Below are 14,626 nucleotides of genomic sequence, written 5' to 3'. Positions count from 1 at the left end.
CGATGACCACACAGACCACCGCACCCGAAACCCCCGGCACCCCCGCCACGCCCGCCCAGGCCGGCCTCATCGGCATCCCGACGCCCATCGGCCGCGCCCTCGCCACCGGCGGCGGCATACTCACCGTCATATCCACGTTCATGTCATGGACCTGGACCGCCAGATTCCCCGGCGACCTCACCGTCTACGGCTACCCGGGCGGACTGCAGGTCCTCGTTCTCATCGGCGGCGCCCTCACCACCCTCTTCGGCCTCGCCGGCTACGGAGTCAAGGGACTGCGCCACCTCGTACCCGCCGGCGGCGACGCCGCCCTCCGCTTCGCCGCCCTCGCCTCCTTCGCCACCGCCTGGTACACGGTCATCGCGATCAGCGACGAACTCGGCGGCCTCGTCAACCTCGACCCGGGCGGCTTCCTCGTCGCCATCGCCACCCTCGCCGCACTCATCGGCGCCCTGGCACTGCCCTTCCAGCACCCCGAGCCCGACCCGATCGACCCTGACGACAGCTCCTTGGAGCAGTTCAAGAACAAGGCCGCCCACACGCGGGACACCATCAAGGCCGCCTTCGCCGCAGGCTCCCCCCGCCCCGTCGGCAAACTCCCCGCCTACGTCGAGGTCCTGATCATCGCCGGCGTCCTCGCCCTCAGCCTGGTCGTCTTCACCTACGGCATCGGCACCGAGTACGACGAACTCTTCATCGGCTTCCTCCTCACAGCCGGCTTCGGCTTCGCCGCCCTCAACAAGTCCGGCCTCGTCGCCCAAGCCACCCAGATCACCACCCGGCACCAGACCATCACCGTCTTCGGCGCCTTCATCGCGGCGGCCCTCTTCCCCTTCACCCAGACCGACGACCAGTACGCGACCATCGGGGTCTACATCCTGATCTTCGCCACCGTCGCCCTCGGTCTGAACATCGTCGTCGGCCTCGCCGGCCTCCTCGACCTCGGCTACGTCGCCTTCCTGGGCGTCGGCGCCTACGCCGCCGCCCTGGTCTCCGGCTCCCCCAGCTCGCCCTTCAACGTGCACTTCCCGTTCTGGGCAGCCGTCCTCGTCGGAGCCTTGGCCTCGCTCGTCTTCGGCGTCGTCATCGGCGCCCCCACCCTGCGACTGCGCGGCGACTACCTGGCCATCGTGACACTGGGCTTCGGAGAGATCTTCCGCATCACCGCCAACAACCTCGACGGCACCTCCGGCCCCAGCCTCACCAACGGCTCCAACGGAATCTCCTCGATCCCGGACCTGAAGATCCTCGGCTGGGACCTCGGCGCCACACACGACATCTTCGGCTTCACCATCGGCCGGTTCGCCAACTACTTCCTGCTGATGCTGATCATCACGGCCGTCGTCGTACTCGTCTTCCGACGCAGCGGCGACTCTCGTATCGGCCGCGCCTGGGTCGCCATACGCGAGGACGAGACCGCCGCCCTGGCCATGGGCATCAACGGCTTCAAGGTCAAGCTCATCGCCTTCGCCGTCGGCGCCTCCCTGGCCGGCCTCGCCGGTACCGTGCAGGCGCACGTGACCTACACGGTCACCCCCGAGCAGTACCAGTTCGCCGGCCCCATCCCGCCCAACTCCGCCTTCCTTCTCGCCGCGGTCGTCCTCGGCGGCATGGGCACCATCGGCGGCCCCCTGATCGGCGCCTCCCTGCTCTACCTCATCCCCAACAAGCTCCAGTTCCTCGGCAACTACCAGCTCTTCGCGTTCGGTGTCGCGCTCATCCTGCTGATGCGCTTCCGCCCCGAAGGCCTCGTCGCCAACCGGCGCCGCCAGCTGGAGTTCCACGAAGAGGCCGAAGCGCCCACCGTCCTGAGCACGACAGGGGCCTGACCACACATGACCACCGACACCACCACCCAGGGCAGCACCCCCGGCGCCATCACCCCCGGCGAAACAGTCCTCGACGCCCGCGGCGTCACCATGCGCTTCGGCGGCCTCACCGCCGTACGCAATGTCGACCTGACCGTCAACAGCGGCGAGATCGTCGGCCTCATCGGCCCCAACGGCGCCGGCAAGACAACCTTCTTCAACTGCCTCACCGGCCTCTACATCCCCACCGAGGGCGAAGTCCGCTTCAAGGGCAACGTCCTGCCGCCGAAGTCCTTCAAGGTCACCGCCGCAGGCATCGCCCGCACCTTCCAGAACATCCGCCTGTTCGGCAACATGACCGTCCTGGAAAACGTCCTCGTCGGCCGCCACACCCGTACCAAAGAAGGCTTCTGGTCCGCCGTCCTGCGCGGACCCGGCTTCCACCGCGCGGAGAAGGCCTCCCGCGAACGGGCCATGGAACTCCTTGAGTTCATCGGCCTCCAGCACAAGGCCGATCACCTCTCGCGTAATCTGCCCTACGGCGAGCAGCGCAAGCTGGAGATCGCGCGCGCCCTGGCCAGCGAGCCCGGCCTGCTCCTGCTCGACGAACCGACGGCCGGCATGAACCCGCAGGAGACGCGGGCCACCGAAGAACTGGTCTTCGCCATCCGCGACATGGGCATCGCCGTCCTCGTCATCGAGCACGACATGCGGTTCATCTTCAACCTCTGCGACCGCGTCGCCGTACTCGTGCAGGGCGAGAAACTCGTCGAGGGCGACAGCGCGACCGTCCAGGGCGACGAGCGCGTCATCGCCGCCTACCTCGGAGAACCCTTCGACAACGCCCCCGGCGACGCAGAAGTCGCCGAGGTCGAAGCCGCAGAGAACCAGGCCGACGCGCCCGGCAAGGAGAACGACCGATGACCGCACTCCTGGAGGTCGAGGACCTCCGCGTCGCCTACGGCAAGATCGAAGCCGTCAAAGGCATCTCCTTCAAGGTCGAGGCAGGCGAGGTCGTCACCCTCATCGGCACCAACGGCGCCGGCAAGACAACCACCCTGCGCACACTCTCCGGCCTGCTCAAGCCGGTCGGCGGCCAGATCAAGTTCGACGGCAAGTCACTCAAGAAGATCCCCGCCCACCAGATCGTCTCCCTCGGCCTCGCACACTCCCCCGAGGGCCGGCACATCTTCCCCCGCATGACAATCGAGGACAACCTCCGCCTCGGCGCGTTCCTCCGCAGCGACAAGGCAGGCATCGAAAAGGACATCCAGCGGGCCTACGACCTCTTCCCGATCCTGGGAGAGCGCCGCAAGCAGGCCGCCGGCACCCTCTCCGGCGGCGAGCAGCAGATGCTGGCGATGGGCCGCGCCCTCATGTCCCAGCCCAAGCTGCTGATGCTCGACGAACCGTCCATGGGCCTCTCCCCCATCATGATGCAGAAGATCATGGCGACAATCGTGGAACTCAAGGCCCAGGGCACGACCATCCTCCTGGTCGAGCAGAACGCCCAGGCAGCACTCTCACTCGCCGACCACGGCCACGTCATGGAAGTCGGCAACATCGTCCTCTCCGGCACCGGCGAAGACCTGCTGCACGACGAATCCGTACGCAAGGCGTACCTCGGCGAGGACTGACGTCCGGTCTCTCGGCTGTACGACGAGGCCCGCGCCCCTGGTTCCCCAGGGACGCGGGCCTCGGTCTGTGTGCGGGCGCCGGGTGTCAGCCCTTCGCGGCCTTCTTCTCGTCCGCGTCCTGAATGACCGCCTCCGCAACCTGCTGCATCGACATCCGACGGTCCATCGACGTCTTCTGAATCCACCGGAACGCGGCCGGCTCCGTCAGCCCGTACTCCGTCTGGAGAATCGACTTCGCCCGGTCGACGAGCTTGCGGGTCTCCAGGCGGAGCGTGAGGTCGGCGACCTCCTTCTCCAGCTCCTTCAGCTCCGTGAAGCGCGAGACAGCCATCTCAATGGCCGGAACGACATCACTCTTGCTGAACGGCTTCACGAGGTACGCCATCGCACCGGCGTCGCGAGCCCGCTCCACGAGGTCGCGCTGCGAGAAGGCCGTAAGCATCAGCACGGGCGCGATGCGCTCCTCGGCGATCTTCTCGGCCGCCGAGATGCCGTCCAGCTTGGGCATCTTCACGTCCAGGATCACGAGGTCCGGCCGGTGCTCACGGGCGAGCTCGACGGCCTGCTCGCCGTCACCGGCCTCGCCGACGACGCTGTAGCCCTCTTCCTCCAGCATCTCTTTGAGGTCGAGGCGGATCAGGGCCTCGTCCTCGGCGATGACGACACGGGTCGTCAGCGGAGGCACGTGCGACTTGTCGTCGTCGGGCGCGTCTACGGGCTGGGGCGACTCGGGGGCGGTCACGGGGGCTCCTTGTTACGGGCCGGGCAGGTGCTGCTGCGAGCAGCCTACCTAGCTGCGGCTGCGTGCGGTGACCCGGTATGCTTCCGATCAGCCAGTCTTGCCGGGTTGGTGGAATGGCATACACGGATGTCTCAAACACATCTGCCCGAGAGGGCTTGCGGGTTCGAGTCCCGCACCCGGCACTTGCGATCAGGAAGCGGATGTCCACGTTCTCGTGAACATCCGCTTTTCGCTACACGCCGTCACATTCAGTAACGCACAGTGGCCATATGGAACAGCACAGCCCTTCGATTCGCGCGCAAGCCGTCGCACTCATGCGCCAAGGCCTCCCCAACCGCATCGTCGCGGAGCGCCTCAACATTCCACGCGGAACCATCGGCTGGTGGCGCAGCGAAGACCGCAGAGCGCGCGGCGAGGCGTATGAGCAGCCGACGGACTGCCCTCAATGCACAGGGCGCGAGTTTGACGTGGTCGCCTACTCGTACCTGCTGGGCCTCTACCTCGGCGACGGCCACATCATCTCGAAGCCGAAGCAGCACCACCTGTCGATCTTCTGCAAGACGACTCAGACAGGCCTAATCGCCGCCGCTGAGAACGCCATGCTCAGAGTGATGCCACTCACTCACGTCAGCCAACGCCATAAGCCGGGGTGCGTCGAGGTGAAGTCATACACGAAGCACTGGACGTGCATGTTCCCTCAGCACGGCCCCGGCAAGAAGCACGAGCGCCGCATCGCTCTCGAACCCTGGCAACAGGAAATCATCGACGCCCACCCTTGGGAATTCATCCGCGGCCTCATCCACTCCGACGGCTGTCGGCTCACCAACTGGACGACCCGCATTGTCGCCGGAGAGCGCAAGCGCTACGAATATCCGCGGTACTTCTTCACCAACGTCTCCGACGACATCCGCCGCCTCTATACCGGCGCCCTCGACAAGCTTGGCATCGAGTGGACCCACTGCACCCGCAACGGAAACCCGTACAACATCTCCGTAGCCAAGAAGGCCTCCGTCACCCTGCTCGACGCCCACGTAGGCCCCAAATACTGACCCCAGCCCCCTACTTGGGACTGTCATCCTCCCCAATGTGATGCACCCTCACCATGTTCGTCGACCCCGACACCCCTGGAGGCGACCCTGCCGTAATCACGACGACGTCCCCCTTCCCGCAGCGGCCGTACCTGAGCAGCAGTTCATCGACCTGCTCGACCATGGCATCCGTCGAGCCCACATGCGGCCCGAGGAACGTCTCCGCCCCCCACGTCAGACTCAACTGCGACCGCGTCGCCGGCTCCGGAGTGAATGCCAGCAGCGGAATGGGTGATCGATAACGCGAAAGCCGGCGGGCTGTGTCGCCCGACTGGGTGAAGGCGACCAGGAACTTCGCGCCCAGGAAGTCGCCCATTTCCGCCGCCGCGCGGGCGACCGCTCCGCCCTGCGTGCGGGGCTTGTTGCGTTCCGTCAGAGGTGGGAGGCCCTTCGCGAGGATGTCCTCCTCCGCCGCTTCGACGATCTTGGCCATCGTCTGAACCGTCTCGATGGGGTATTTGCCGACGCTCGTCTCCCCGGACAGCATCACGGCGTCCGTGCCGTCGATGACGGCGTTCGCGACATCGCTCGCCTCCGCGCGAGTCGGGCGGGAGTTGTCGATCATGGAGTCGAGCATCTGCGTCGCCACGATGACCGGCTTGGCGTTGCGCTTCGCCAGTTTGATGGCGCGTTTCTGGACGATCGGGACCTGTTCCAGGGGCATCTCCACGCCCAGATCCCCACGCGCGACCATGATGCCGTCGAAGGCCGCCACGATGTCGTCGATCGCCTCCACCGCCTGCGGCTTCTCCACCTTGGCGATGACGGGCAGTCGGCGTGCCTCTTCGTCCATGATCCGGTGGACGTCCTCGATGTCGCGGCCGCTGCGGACGAAGGACAGGGCGATGACGTCGAAGCCCGTCCGCAGGGCCCAGCGGAGGTCGTCCTCGTCCTTGGGCGAGAGGGCGGGGACGGAGACCGCGACGCCCGGCAGGTTCAAGCCTTTGTGGTCGGAGACCATGCCGCCTTCGATGACCTTCGTGTGGACGCGCGGGCCTTCGACGTCGGTGACTTCGAGGGAGACTTTGCCGTCGTCGACGAGGATGCGTTCGCCGGGGGTGACGTCGTGGGCGAGGCCGGGGTACGTGGTGCCGCAGGTGTGGCCATCGCCTTGGACACCCTCCTCCACCGTGATGGTGAAGGTGTCGCCGCGTTCGAGGAGTACGGGGCCTTCGGTGAAGTGGCCGAGGCGGATCTTCGGGCCTTGAAGGTCGGCGAGGAGTCCGACGCTGCGGCCGGTTTCGTCGGCGGCCTTTCGCACGCGCTGGTAGCGCTCCTCGTGTTCGGCGTGGGTGCCGTGGCTGAGGTTGAATCGGGCGACGTCCATTCCGGCTTCGACCAGGGCTTTGATCTGGTCGTAGGAGTCGGTGGCGGGCCCCAGTGTGCAGACGATCTTTGCTCGGCGCATGGTTTGAGCGTAGGCCTTACCAGCGGGTAGAGAATTTGGCGTGCGTGACTACTCAACAACCTTTGGATGAAGGGTTGTTGACAAGTATTGAATTGTGCAGATGCATGCTCCGATGAGCATTCGAACGGCTCCGCACCTGGGTTCTAGAGCTGGGGTGGGGTCATGGTGAATCGTGCGTTGACGGCGGCGTGGATGTGTTGGCGTTGGGGTTCGAGGTCGAGGGGTGCGGCGGCGTCTTCGGCGGCTGCGCCGTAGGCCATGGAGCGCATGCGGGCTCCGGGGGCGGGTGGGTAGGGCTGGGCGTTTTCGGCGCCGATGTCAGCGAGTTCTACGAGGGCTGCGAGTGAGGTTCCGAGGGCCTCGGCGTACTCCCTGGCTCGCTGGACTGCTTCTTTCACTGCCTGTTGGCGGGCTTGGCGGTGGGCGGGTGAGTCGGGGCGCAGCGCCCACCAGGGGCCGTCGACTCGGGCGAGTTCGAGGTCGGCGAGGCGGGTGGTGAGTTCGCCGAGGGCGGTGAAGTCCGTCAGCTCGGCGGTGATGTGGACGCGGCCGTGGTAGGCGTGGATGCGTTCGCCGCGGCCGTGTTCTTTGAGTTCGGGGGTGATGGAGAAGGAGCCGGTCTCCAGTCGTTCGACTGCGTCGCCGTATGTCTTGATGAGGTCGAGGGCGGTGGTGTTGCGGCGGGTGAGGTCGTCGAGGGCGGTGCGGCGGTCTTTGCCGCGGGAGGCGACGGTGATGCCGATGCGGGCGATTTCGGGGTCGACTTCGAGGTGGGCTTCGCCGCGTACGGCGATGCGGGGGGCGTCGGGGGTGCCGTAGGGGACGGCGGGGTGGGGGTTGTCCGGCGAGGGGGTGGTCATACGCCCCACTCTGTCATCTCTTGGCCTGCTGGGGCCGTGTGGTTGACCGCTTCGGTCATTCAATCGCAACCTGCTGGACCTGTTGCGGTCGGTCATGCGCAGGTCAGAATCTACGCGCGTTGTTGACCCTTCCCATAGGAGATCTAGACACGCCCTTGAACCGTCGGAAGTTCCTGCAGAAGTCCGCTGCGACCGGAGCGGGGGTGGTGGTGGCGGGTGCCGTTGCGGCTCCGTCGGCTCAGGCCGCGGAGGGCACGACGGCGAAGGGGCCCGCGAAGCGGTATTCGCTGACCGTGATGGGCACGACCGATCTGCACGGCCACGTCTTCAACTGGGACTACTTCAAGAACGCGGAGTACTCCGACAAGGCGGGCAATGCCCAGGGTCTGGCGCGTATTTCGACGCTGGTGAACCAGGTGCGCGCGGAAAAGGGGCGCTGCAACACGCTGCTGCTGGACGCGGGTGACACGATCCAGGGCACCCCTCTGACGTACTACTACGCGAAGGTGGATCCGATCACCGCGGAGGGTGGTCCGGTGCATCCGATGGCGCAGGCGATGAATGCGATCGGGTATGACGCGGCGGCGCTGGGCAATCACGAGTTCAACTACGGTATCGAGACGTTGCGGAAGTTCGAGGAGCAGTTGAATTTCCCGCTGCTGGGTGCAAATGCGCTGGATGCGAAGACGCAGCGGCCGGCTTTTCGGCCGTATGTCATCAAGAAGTTCCGGGTGCCGGGGCTGCCGTCGGTGAGGGTGGCGGTTCTGGGTCTCACGAATCCCGGTATTGCGATCTGGGACAAGGCGTATGTGCAGGGCAGGTTGGAGTTTCCGGGTCTGGAGGAGCAGGCGGCGAAGTGGGTGCCGAGGCTGAAGTCGATGGGTGCGGATGTGGTGGTCGTCTCGGCGCACTCCGGTTCCTCGGGGACGTCGTCGTACGGCGACCAGCTGCCGTATGTCGAGAATTCGGCCGCGTTGGTGGCGCAGCAGGTGCCGGACATCGATGCGGTTCTGGTGGGTCATGCGCACGTGGAGATCCCGGAGTTGAAGGTCACCAATGCCAGGACCGGGAAGACGGTGGTGTTGTCGGAGCCGTTGGCGTATGCGGAGCGGTTGTCGCTGTTCGACATCGAGCTGGTCTTCGCGAAGGGCCGCTGGAGTGTGGAGTCCGTCTCGTCGAGGGTGCTCAATTCCAACATCGTGGCCGACGATCCGAAGATCACCAGGTTGTTGTCGGACGAGCACGTGAAGGTCGTCGAGTACGTCAACCAGGTGGTGGGTACGGCGACGGAGACGTTGACGACGGTCGAGGCACGGTACAAGGATGCGCCGATCATCGATCTGATCACCAAGGTCCAGGAGGATGTGGTGAGGGCGGCGTTGGCGGGCACCGAGTATGCGTCGTTGCCGGTGCTGGCGCAGGCTTCGCCGCTCTCCCGTACCTCGGAGATCCCGGTCGGCGAGGTGACGATCCGGGATCTGTCGAGCCTGTATGTGTACGACAACACGCTGGTTGCGAAGTTGCTGACGGGTGCGCAGCTCAAGGCGTATCTGGAGTACTCGGCGGAGTATTTCGTGCAGACGGCGCCGGACGAGGTGGTGGACGTGGAGAGGCTGACGAACGCGAACAACCGCCCGGATTACAACTACGACTATGTGTCGGGGCTGTCGTACGAGATCGACATCGCCCAGGCGGCGGGGTCGCGGGTCAGGAATGTGACCTATAACGGTGCCGCGCTGGACGACGCTCAGAGGTTCGTGTTCGCGGTGAACAACTACCGGGCCAACGGTGGTGGTGCGTTCCCGCATGTGGCGTCCGCGCAGGAGGTGTGGTCGGAGTCGACGGAGATCCGGACGCGGATCGCGGAGTGGGTGACGGCGAAGGGTGTGCTGGATCCGAAGGACTTCGCGTCGGTGGGTTGGCGGCTGACGCGGGGCGGTGCGCCGGTTTTCTAGAGCGTCATTTTCTGGAGTGTCTAGAGGTTGAGCAGTGACAGGTCTACGGCGTCGGCGATGGCTTTTGCGCCGGCGTCGTTGACGTGGAGGCCGTCGCCGGCGTTGAAGTCGGTGTGGATGCGGGTTGGTCGGTCCGGGTCGGCGACGGCGGTGGCGATGTCGATGACGGCGTCGAAGGGGTGGTCGGGGCCGTGGAGCCAGTCGTTGATCTGGCGGCGTAGGGCCTGGCCCTCGGGGGTGTCGACGCCGTCGTAGACGGTGCCTTCGTAGGGGCCGAGGGTGCTGCCGATGGCGATGAGTCCGGCGGTGTGGATGCGGTCGGCGAGGGCGGTGAAGCCGGCGATGAGGTCGTCGGCGCCGGGCATGTCGGCGGCGGGCTCGGGGTAGGACTGGGCGGCGGGCAGGCCGATGTCGTTGAGGCCGGTGTGGATGATGACGTGACTGACGCCTGGTACGGCGAGGACGTCGCGGTCGAGGCGGGCGAGGAGGTGTTCGCCGACTTCGTCGGTGAGCAGGCGGTTGCCGGAGATGCCCTGGTTGACGATCCAGCCGCGGGTGAGTCGGCGGCTCAGTTGTGCGGGGAAGCTGTTGTCGGTGCCGGGGGTGGTGAAGGCGCCTTCGATCCAGGAGTCGCCGAAGGCTACGGCGATGCGGGTGTCGGCGGGGGCGAGGACGTCGACGCCGGTGAGGAAGTGGCCGGTGGGCAACTCTTCGGCGGTGTCGAGGAGTTCGGCGGAGAGTTGGTTGCCGGGGACGGCGTGTCCGATGTCGTAGGGCACTGCGTTGTAGGTGCTGAGTCCTGTGTCGCCGGGCAGGTAGAGGCTGATCGTGAGTTCTTCGCCGGCGCTGACGGGGAGTTCGACCGGGTCGCTGGTGATGTCCTCGCCGACGGGGATGGTGACGGTTTCGGCGCCGGAGAAGTGCAGGGGTGTGTCGCTGGTGGGGTCGATGCCGCTGCCGTGGGTGCGTACGGCGAGGTGGGCGCCGCCGATGTCGAGGGGTTCCTTGCCGTAGCGGTTGCTGAGCCGTAGTCGTAGTGCTTCGCCGCCGCCGGCGAGGCGGATCGACTGCCTGATGGTCTGGTCGGTGAAGCCGCGGGGTTCGAAGAGGTGGAAGGCCTCGTGCGGGTTGATGACGGCGATGCGGTGGGCGGCGATCCAGGTCGTGGTCATGGCTTGCTCCAACGTCACCGCCGTCGGAGTTCTTCCTGCCTGTTGTGGCTCATTGCCTGTCGTCGACGAGGGGGGTGAGGACGGGTGCCTGGCGGGCGCGTGGGATGTGCGGGTGTTGCTGCTGGTCGAGTCCGAAGGTGGTGAAGGCGGTCCGGGCGGGGAGGGGGTAGGTCTCTTTGCCGGTGAGGGAGTTGAGGATGGTGGCGGAGCGCCAGGCGGCGAGGCCGAGGTCGGGGGTGCCGACTCCGTGGGTGTGGCGTTCGGCGTTCTGGACGTAGATGTGGCAGTTGGCGGCGCTGATGGAGGGGTCGAGGGCGAGGCGGAAGCGTTCGTCGATGCGGGGGCGGTCGCGGCTGTCGCGGCGCAGGTAGGGGTCGAGGCCGGCGAGGAGGCGGTCGAGGGGGCGTTCGCGGTAGCCGGTGGCGAGGATGACGGCGTCGGTGGTGAGGCGGGAGCGGGAGTCCTGCTGGGTGTGTTCCAGGTGGAGTTCGACTTTGGTGGTGGCGAGGCGGCCTGCGGTGCGGACGCGGACGCCGGGGGTGAGGACGACGTCGGGCCAGCCGCCGTTGAGGGTGCGGTGGTAGAGCTCGTCGTGGATGGCGGCGATGGTGTCGGCGTCGATGCCTTTGTGGAGTTGCCACTGGCTGGTGACGAGACGGTCGCGGACGGCTTCGGGGAGGGCGTGGAAGTAGCGGGTGTAGTCGGGGGTGAAGTGTTCGAGGCCGAGTTTGGAGTACTCCATGGGGGCGAAGGCCTCGGTGCGGCCGAGCCAGTGGATTCTTTCGCGGCCGGCGGGGCGGGCGCGGAGCAGGTCGAGGAAGATTTCGGCGCCCGACTGTCCTGATCCGATGACGGTGACGTGGTCGGCGGTGCGGAACGTGTCGCGGTGGGCGAGGTAGTCGGCGGAGTGGACGACGGGTACGCCGGGTGCTTCGACGAGGGTTTTGAGGGGTTCGGGGATGTGGGGTTCGGTGCCGATGCCGAGGGCGATGTTGCGGGTGTGGGTGCGGCCGAGGGCTTCGGCTTCTCCGTCGGGGCCGAGTTGGGTGTAGTCGACTTCGAAGATGTCGCGTTCGGGGTTCCAGCGGACGGCGTCGATCTGGTGGCCGAAGTGGAGTCCGGTCAGGCCCGCTGCGACCCAGCGGCAGTAGGTGTCGTACTCGGCGCGCTGGATGTGGAAGCGCTCGGCGAAGTAGAAGGGGAAGAGGCGGTCGCGGGATTTGAGGTGGTTGAGGAAGGTCCAGGGGCTGGTGGGGTCGGCGAGGGTGACCAGGTCGGCGAGGAAGGGGACTTGGATGCGGGAGCCGTCGATGAGAAGGCCGGGGTGCCAGGCGAAGGAGGGGCGCTGGTCGTAGAAGGCGGTGTCGAGTTCGGTGAGGGGGTGGGCGAGGGCGGCGAGGGAGAGGTTGAAGGGGCCGATGCCGATGCCGACGAGGTCGCGGGGTGCGTCGGGTTCGTGGTGTGGGTGCGGGGGCGTGCTCATCGGGGTGGTTCCTTCCACGGGTCTTCGGCGGGGTCTGCGGAGTCTTGGGTGGGTGCTTCGACTTCGCGGGCGGCTTTCGTCTCGGGCGGCTTGGCTCAGGCGGGTTCGTCGGCGGCCTTTTCGACGAGGGCGAGGAGGGTGGCGAGGTCGTCGGGGCGGGTGTCTGGGTTGAGCAGGGTGGCTTTGAGCCAGAGGCGGCCGTCGAGGCGGGCGCGGCCGAGGACGGCGCGGCCCTGGTGGAGGAGTTTTCGGCGTACGGCGGCGACGGCGTCGTCGGTGGTGTGTGCGGGCCGGAACAGGACTGTGCTGATGGTGGGGCGGTCGTGGAGCTCGAAGCCCGGATGGTTCTGGACGAGGGTCGCGAACTCCTGGGCCCGGTCGCAGATTTGGTCGACGAGTGCGCCGAGGCCGGTGCGGCCGAGGGATTTGAGGGTGACGGCGATCTTGAGGATGTCGGGGCGGCGGGTGGTGCGCAGGGAGCGGCCGAGGAGGTCGGGGAGGCCGGCTTCGGTGTCGTCGTCGGCGTTGAGGTAGTCGGCGTGCTGGTGGAGGGCGGTGAGGTCGTGGGGGTCGCGGACGGCGAGGAGGCCGGCTGCGACGGGCTGCCAACCGAGTTTGTGCAGGTCGAGGGTGATGGTGTGGGCGTGGTGCAGGCCGGTGAGTTTGGTGCGGTGGCGGTCGCTGAGGAGGAGGCCTCCGCCGTAGGCGGCGTCGATGTGCAGGCGGGCGTGGTGGGCGGTGCACAGGGCGGCGATCTCGGGGAGGGGGTCGATGAGTCCGGCGTCGGTGGTTCCGGCGGTGGCGGCGACGAGGTGGGGGCCGGGGAGGGTGGTGAGGGCCTTGTCGAGGGCGGCGGGGTCGAGGGTGCCGGTGGGGGCGGGGATGTTGACGGGGTCGGGCAGGCCGAGGAGCCAGGCGGCGCGGGGCAGTGAGTGGTGGGCGTTGGCTCCGCAGATCAGGCGGAGGCCGGTGCCGTGTGTCTCGCGGGCGAGCAGGAGGGCGAGTTGGTTGGATTCGGTGCCGCCGGTGGTGATCAGGGCGTCGGGCCGGGGCTTGTGCGGGTCGGCGGGTCCTGCGTAGACCTCGGCGGCGAGGGCGCGGGTGACGAGCGTCTCCAGCTCGGATGCCGCCGGGGCCTGGTCCCAGGAGTCGAGGGAGGGGTTGAGGACGCTCGCGGCGAGGTCGGCGGCGGTGGCGACGGCGAGGGGCGGGCAGTGCAGGTGGGCGGCGCACAGCGGGTCGGCGGGGTCGGCGGCGCCTTCGGCGAGGGCCTGCACGAGGGTGTGGAGGGCGTCGGGGTCGCCGTGCTGTGGCAATACGTCGCCGAGGGCGGCCCGTAGGCGTGTGGCGACGGCGGCGGGTCCGCCGGCGGGCAGGGGTCCGCCGCGTGCGTGTGCGCCCTCGTCGAGTGCTTGGAGCACGGTGTCGAGCAACGGCCGTAGGGCGTGGGTGCCTTCGGGGCCGGAGGCCAGGCTCGGTGTGCTCATGGGTTCCTCCCGGGCGCGCGGGCAGAGGGAGTTCCAGCTTGTCGGTGGATGCGTGCGCGTGCCCGGGAGGTTCAACGATCGGAACCCGAAAGGGTGTCCTTACGGCTTTCCTACGGGGAAAACGTGTTGCGGTTCAGGGGTTTTGTGGGGTGTTGGGGTATCGGGGGCGTTGGGTAGGGGGCTGTTGCCCGGCGTCAGGTCCGGAAGTCGGCCGTGGGGTCGTAGGCCCAGGTGGCGAAGGTGCGGGCCGGGGTTCCGGTGATCTTTTCGACGGTGGTGGTGATCTCCGGGGGGCGCCGGCGGTGGCCGCGAAGGATTTCAGCAGGTTCTGGCGCCGCTGCGGCGGGAGGTGCGGGAAGAGCTCGGGCCCGGCCCGGTCCGGGGCCGCCTCGACGAAGCCCGGGTGGTGTCCGGTCGCCCGGCCGATGGTGGCGGTCTGACGGGCGTTGCCGATCGGCTCGGGCCCGGTGAGGCGGTGGACGGTGCCTTCGTGGCCGGGGTCGGGGAGGGCGCGGTCGGCGACGGCGGCGGCGTCGTCCTCGGGGATGGGGCGGTCAGACCGCCGGCGAAGACGCCGCGGACCGTGGTACCCGTGCGCATCTGCGGTGCCCTCCCCCACTGCCCAAAAGGCGTGGCGGTGCCCCCACAGGGCGCTGGTGTCGCGGATCACCCGTTCCGCGATGGTGTGCATGACGTGGCTGGGCTGGGTCTCGTCGGCGCCGTCCTGGATGATCCCGGAGGAGAGCAGGACGACGTGCCGGACGCCGGCCGCGCGGGCGGCCGCCATCAGGTCGGTGCCGGCCTGGAGGTGGCGGAAGAGCTTGGTCGCTCCCTCGAACAGGGCCTGCGGCCGGTCGGGTTGGAGCCGTACCGCCTCGGCCCCGCCGGGGCAGTGTGGCCCGCTGCGGGTCACGGGTCGCGGCCAGCAGCGGCCGCCCGTCGGCGACGAGGCGTTCGACGAGGGCATGGCCGACGTTGTCGGTCAC

12 protein-coding genes and 1 tRNA gene are annotated in these 14,626 nt (G+C 67.7%); 6 read left to right on the top strand and 7 right to left on the bottom strand.

The genetic code is table 11. The annotated features are described in order from the left end of the window. Window positions 1–2: 2 nt before the first annotated feature. The 3 genes from AB0N07_RS17360 to AB0N07_RS17350 are packed head-to-tail and all read left to right on the top strand — an operon-like array spanning window position 3 to window position 3,445. Window positions 3–1,829 (top strand): branched-chain amino acid ABC transporter permease, encoded by a 1,827-nt coding sequence (locus tag AB0N07_RS17360; RefSeq protein ID WP_365835755.1) that lies wholly within the window; start codon window positions 3–5, stop codon window positions 1,827–1,829. 6 nt (window positions 1,830–1,835) lie between these two features. After that, window positions 1,836–2,732 (top strand): ABC transporter ATP-binding protein, encoded by an 897-nt coding sequence (locus tag AB0N07_RS17355; RefSeq protein WP_365835753.1) that lies wholly within the window; start codon window positions 1,836–1,838, stop codon window positions 2,730–2,732. After that, entirely contained in the window at window positions 2,729–3,445 is a 717-nt protein-coding gene (locus AB0N07_RS17350; protein WP_365835751.1) for an ABC transporter ATP-binding protein, read from the top strand. The genes AB0N07_RS17355 and AB0N07_RS17350 overlap by 4 nt, the downstream gene beginning before the upstream one ends. An 85-nt stretch (window positions 3,446–3,530) precedes the next feature. Here the strand turns inward: AB0N07_RS17350 and AB0N07_RS17345 are convergent, their stop codons facing one another. Continuing rightward, window positions 3,531–4,187: a response regulator gene (locus AB0N07_RS17345; protein WP_365835749.1), complete on the bottom strand. Its 657-nt coding sequence runs from the start codon at window positions 4,185–4,187 to the stop codon at window positions 3,531–3,533. A 99-nt stretch (window positions 4,188–4,286) separates the two neighbouring features. On the opposite strand from AB0N07_RS17345, the gene AB0N07_RS17340 reads away from it, so the two are divergent. After that, window positions 4,287–4,369 (top strand) — tRNA-Leu (locus tag AB0N07_RS17340). An 87-nt stretch (window positions 4,370–4,456) separates the two neighbouring features. Further along, complete coding sequence (locus tag AB0N07_RS17335) at window positions 4,457–5,236, top strand: helix-turn-helix domain-containing protein (RefSeq protein ID WP_365835747.1); 780 nt, start codon at window positions 4,457–4,459, stop codon at window positions 5,234–5,236. Window positions 5,237–5,246: 10 nt separating this feature from the next. On the opposite strand, the gene pyk is transcribed toward AB0N07_RS17335, so the two are convergent. Then, window positions 5,247–6,683, bottom strand: a complete 1,437-nt coding sequence (pyk, locus tag AB0N07_RS17330) for a pyruvate kinase (protein ID WP_365835745.1) — start codon at window positions 6,681–6,683, stop codon at window positions 5,247–5,249. Window positions 6,684–6,826: 143 nt separating this feature from the next. Then, on the bottom strand, window positions 6,827–7,543 hold the full coding sequence (locus AB0N07_RS17325; RefSeq protein ID WP_365835743.1) for an SIMPL domain-containing protein: 717 nt from the start codon (window positions 7,541–7,543) through the stop codon (window positions 6,827–6,829). A gap of 122 nt (window positions 7,544–7,665) precedes the next feature. Between AB0N07_RS17325 and AB0N07_RS17320 the strand changes: the two genes are divergently transcribed. After that, complete coding sequence (locus tag AB0N07_RS17320) at window positions 7,666–9,498, top strand: 5'-nucleotidase C-terminal domain-containing protein (protein WP_365835785.1); 1,833 nt, start codon at window positions 7,666–7,668, stop codon at window positions 9,496–9,498. Between the two features lie 20 nt (window positions 9,499–9,518). Here AB0N07_RS17320 and AB0N07_RS17315 read toward each other — a convergent pair whose 3' ends face one another. The 4 genes from AB0N07_RS17315 to AB0N07_RS17300 all read right to left on the bottom strand — a co-directional run bounded on the left by AB0N07_RS17315 (window position 9,519) and on the right by AB0N07_RS17300 (window position 14,607). Further along, a complete protein-coding gene (locus AB0N07_RS17315) occupies window positions 9,519–10,670 on the bottom strand; it encodes a GDSL-type esterase/lipase family protein (protein WP_365835741.1) in 1,152 nt (383 codons plus the stop codon). Between the two features lie 49 nt (window positions 10,671–10,719). Further along, window positions 10,720–12,153, bottom strand: coding sequence for a SidA/IucD/PvdA family monooxygenase (locus AB0N07_RS17310; protein ID WP_365835739.1), 1,434 nt, complete (start codon window positions 12,151–12,153; stop codon window positions 10,720–10,722). Window positions 12,154–12,248: 95 nt separating this feature from the next. Further along, complete coding sequence (locus tag AB0N07_RS17305) at window positions 12,249–13,640, bottom strand: aminotransferase class V-fold PLP-dependent enzyme (RefSeq protein ID WP_365835736.1); 1,392 nt, start codon at window positions 13,638–13,640, stop codon at window positions 12,249–12,251. Window positions 13,641–13,773: 133 nt separating this feature from the next. Beyond that, window positions 13,774–14,607 (bottom strand): FMN-dependent NADH-azoreductase, encoded by an 834-nt coding sequence (locus tag AB0N07_RS17300; protein ID WP_365835734.1) that lies wholly within the window; start codon window positions 14,605–14,607, stop codon window positions 13,774–13,776. Window positions 14,608–14,626: the final 19 nt, after the last annotated feature.

Source organism: Streptomyces sp. NPDC051172, assembly GCF_040682555.1.
In the GTDB taxonomy this organism is placed as follows: Bacteria; Actinomycetota; Actinomycetes; order Streptomycetales; family Streptomycetaceae; genus Streptomyces.
The sequence above is the reverse complement of the archived record's forward strand: the minus strand, read 5'-3'. Positions and strand labels throughout refer to the sequence as shown.

Excerpts from the sequence above, each read along its gene's own strand:
- AB0N07_RS17325 (WP_365835743.1), bottom strand. The coding sequence starts at position 7,543 with ATGACCACCCCCTCGCCGGACAACCCCCACCCCGCCGTCCCCTACGGC.
- AB0N07_RS17305 (WP_365835736.1), bottom strand. The coding sequence starts at position 13,640 with ATGAGCACACCGAGCCTGGCCTCCGGCCCCGAAGGCACCCACGCCCTA.
- AB0N07_RS17355 (WP_365835753.1), top strand. The coding sequence starts at position 1,836 with ATGACCACCGACACCACCACCCAGGGCAGCACCCCCGGCGCCATCACC.
- AB0N07_RS17360 (WP_365835755.1), top strand. The coding sequence starts at position 3 with ATGACCACACAGACCACCGCACCCGAAACCCCCGGCACCCCCGCCACG.
- AB0N07_RS17315 (WP_365835741.1), bottom strand. The coding sequence starts at position 10,670 with ATGACCACGACCTGGATCGCCGCCCACCGCATCGCCGTCATCAACCCG.
- AB0N07_RS17300 (WP_365835734.1), bottom strand. The coding sequence starts at position 14,607 with ATGCCCTCGTCGAACGCCTCGTCGCCGACGGGCGGCCGCTGCTGGCCG.
- AB0N07_RS17335 (WP_365835747.1), top strand. The coding sequence starts at position 4,457 with ATGGAACAGCACAGCCCTTCGATTCGCGCGCAAGCCGTCGCACTCATG.
- AB0N07_RS17310 (WP_365835739.1), bottom strand. The coding sequence starts at position 12,153 with ATGAGCACGCCCCCGCACCCACACCACGAACCCGACGCACCCCGCGAC.
- AB0N07_RS17350 (WP_365835751.1), top strand. The coding sequence starts at position 2,729 with ATGACCGCACTCCTGGAGGTCGAGGACCTCCGCGTCGCCTACGGCAAG.
- pyk (WP_365835745.1), bottom strand. The coding sequence starts at position 6,683 with ATGCGCCGAGCAAAGATCGTCTGCACACTGGGGCCCGCCACCGACTCC.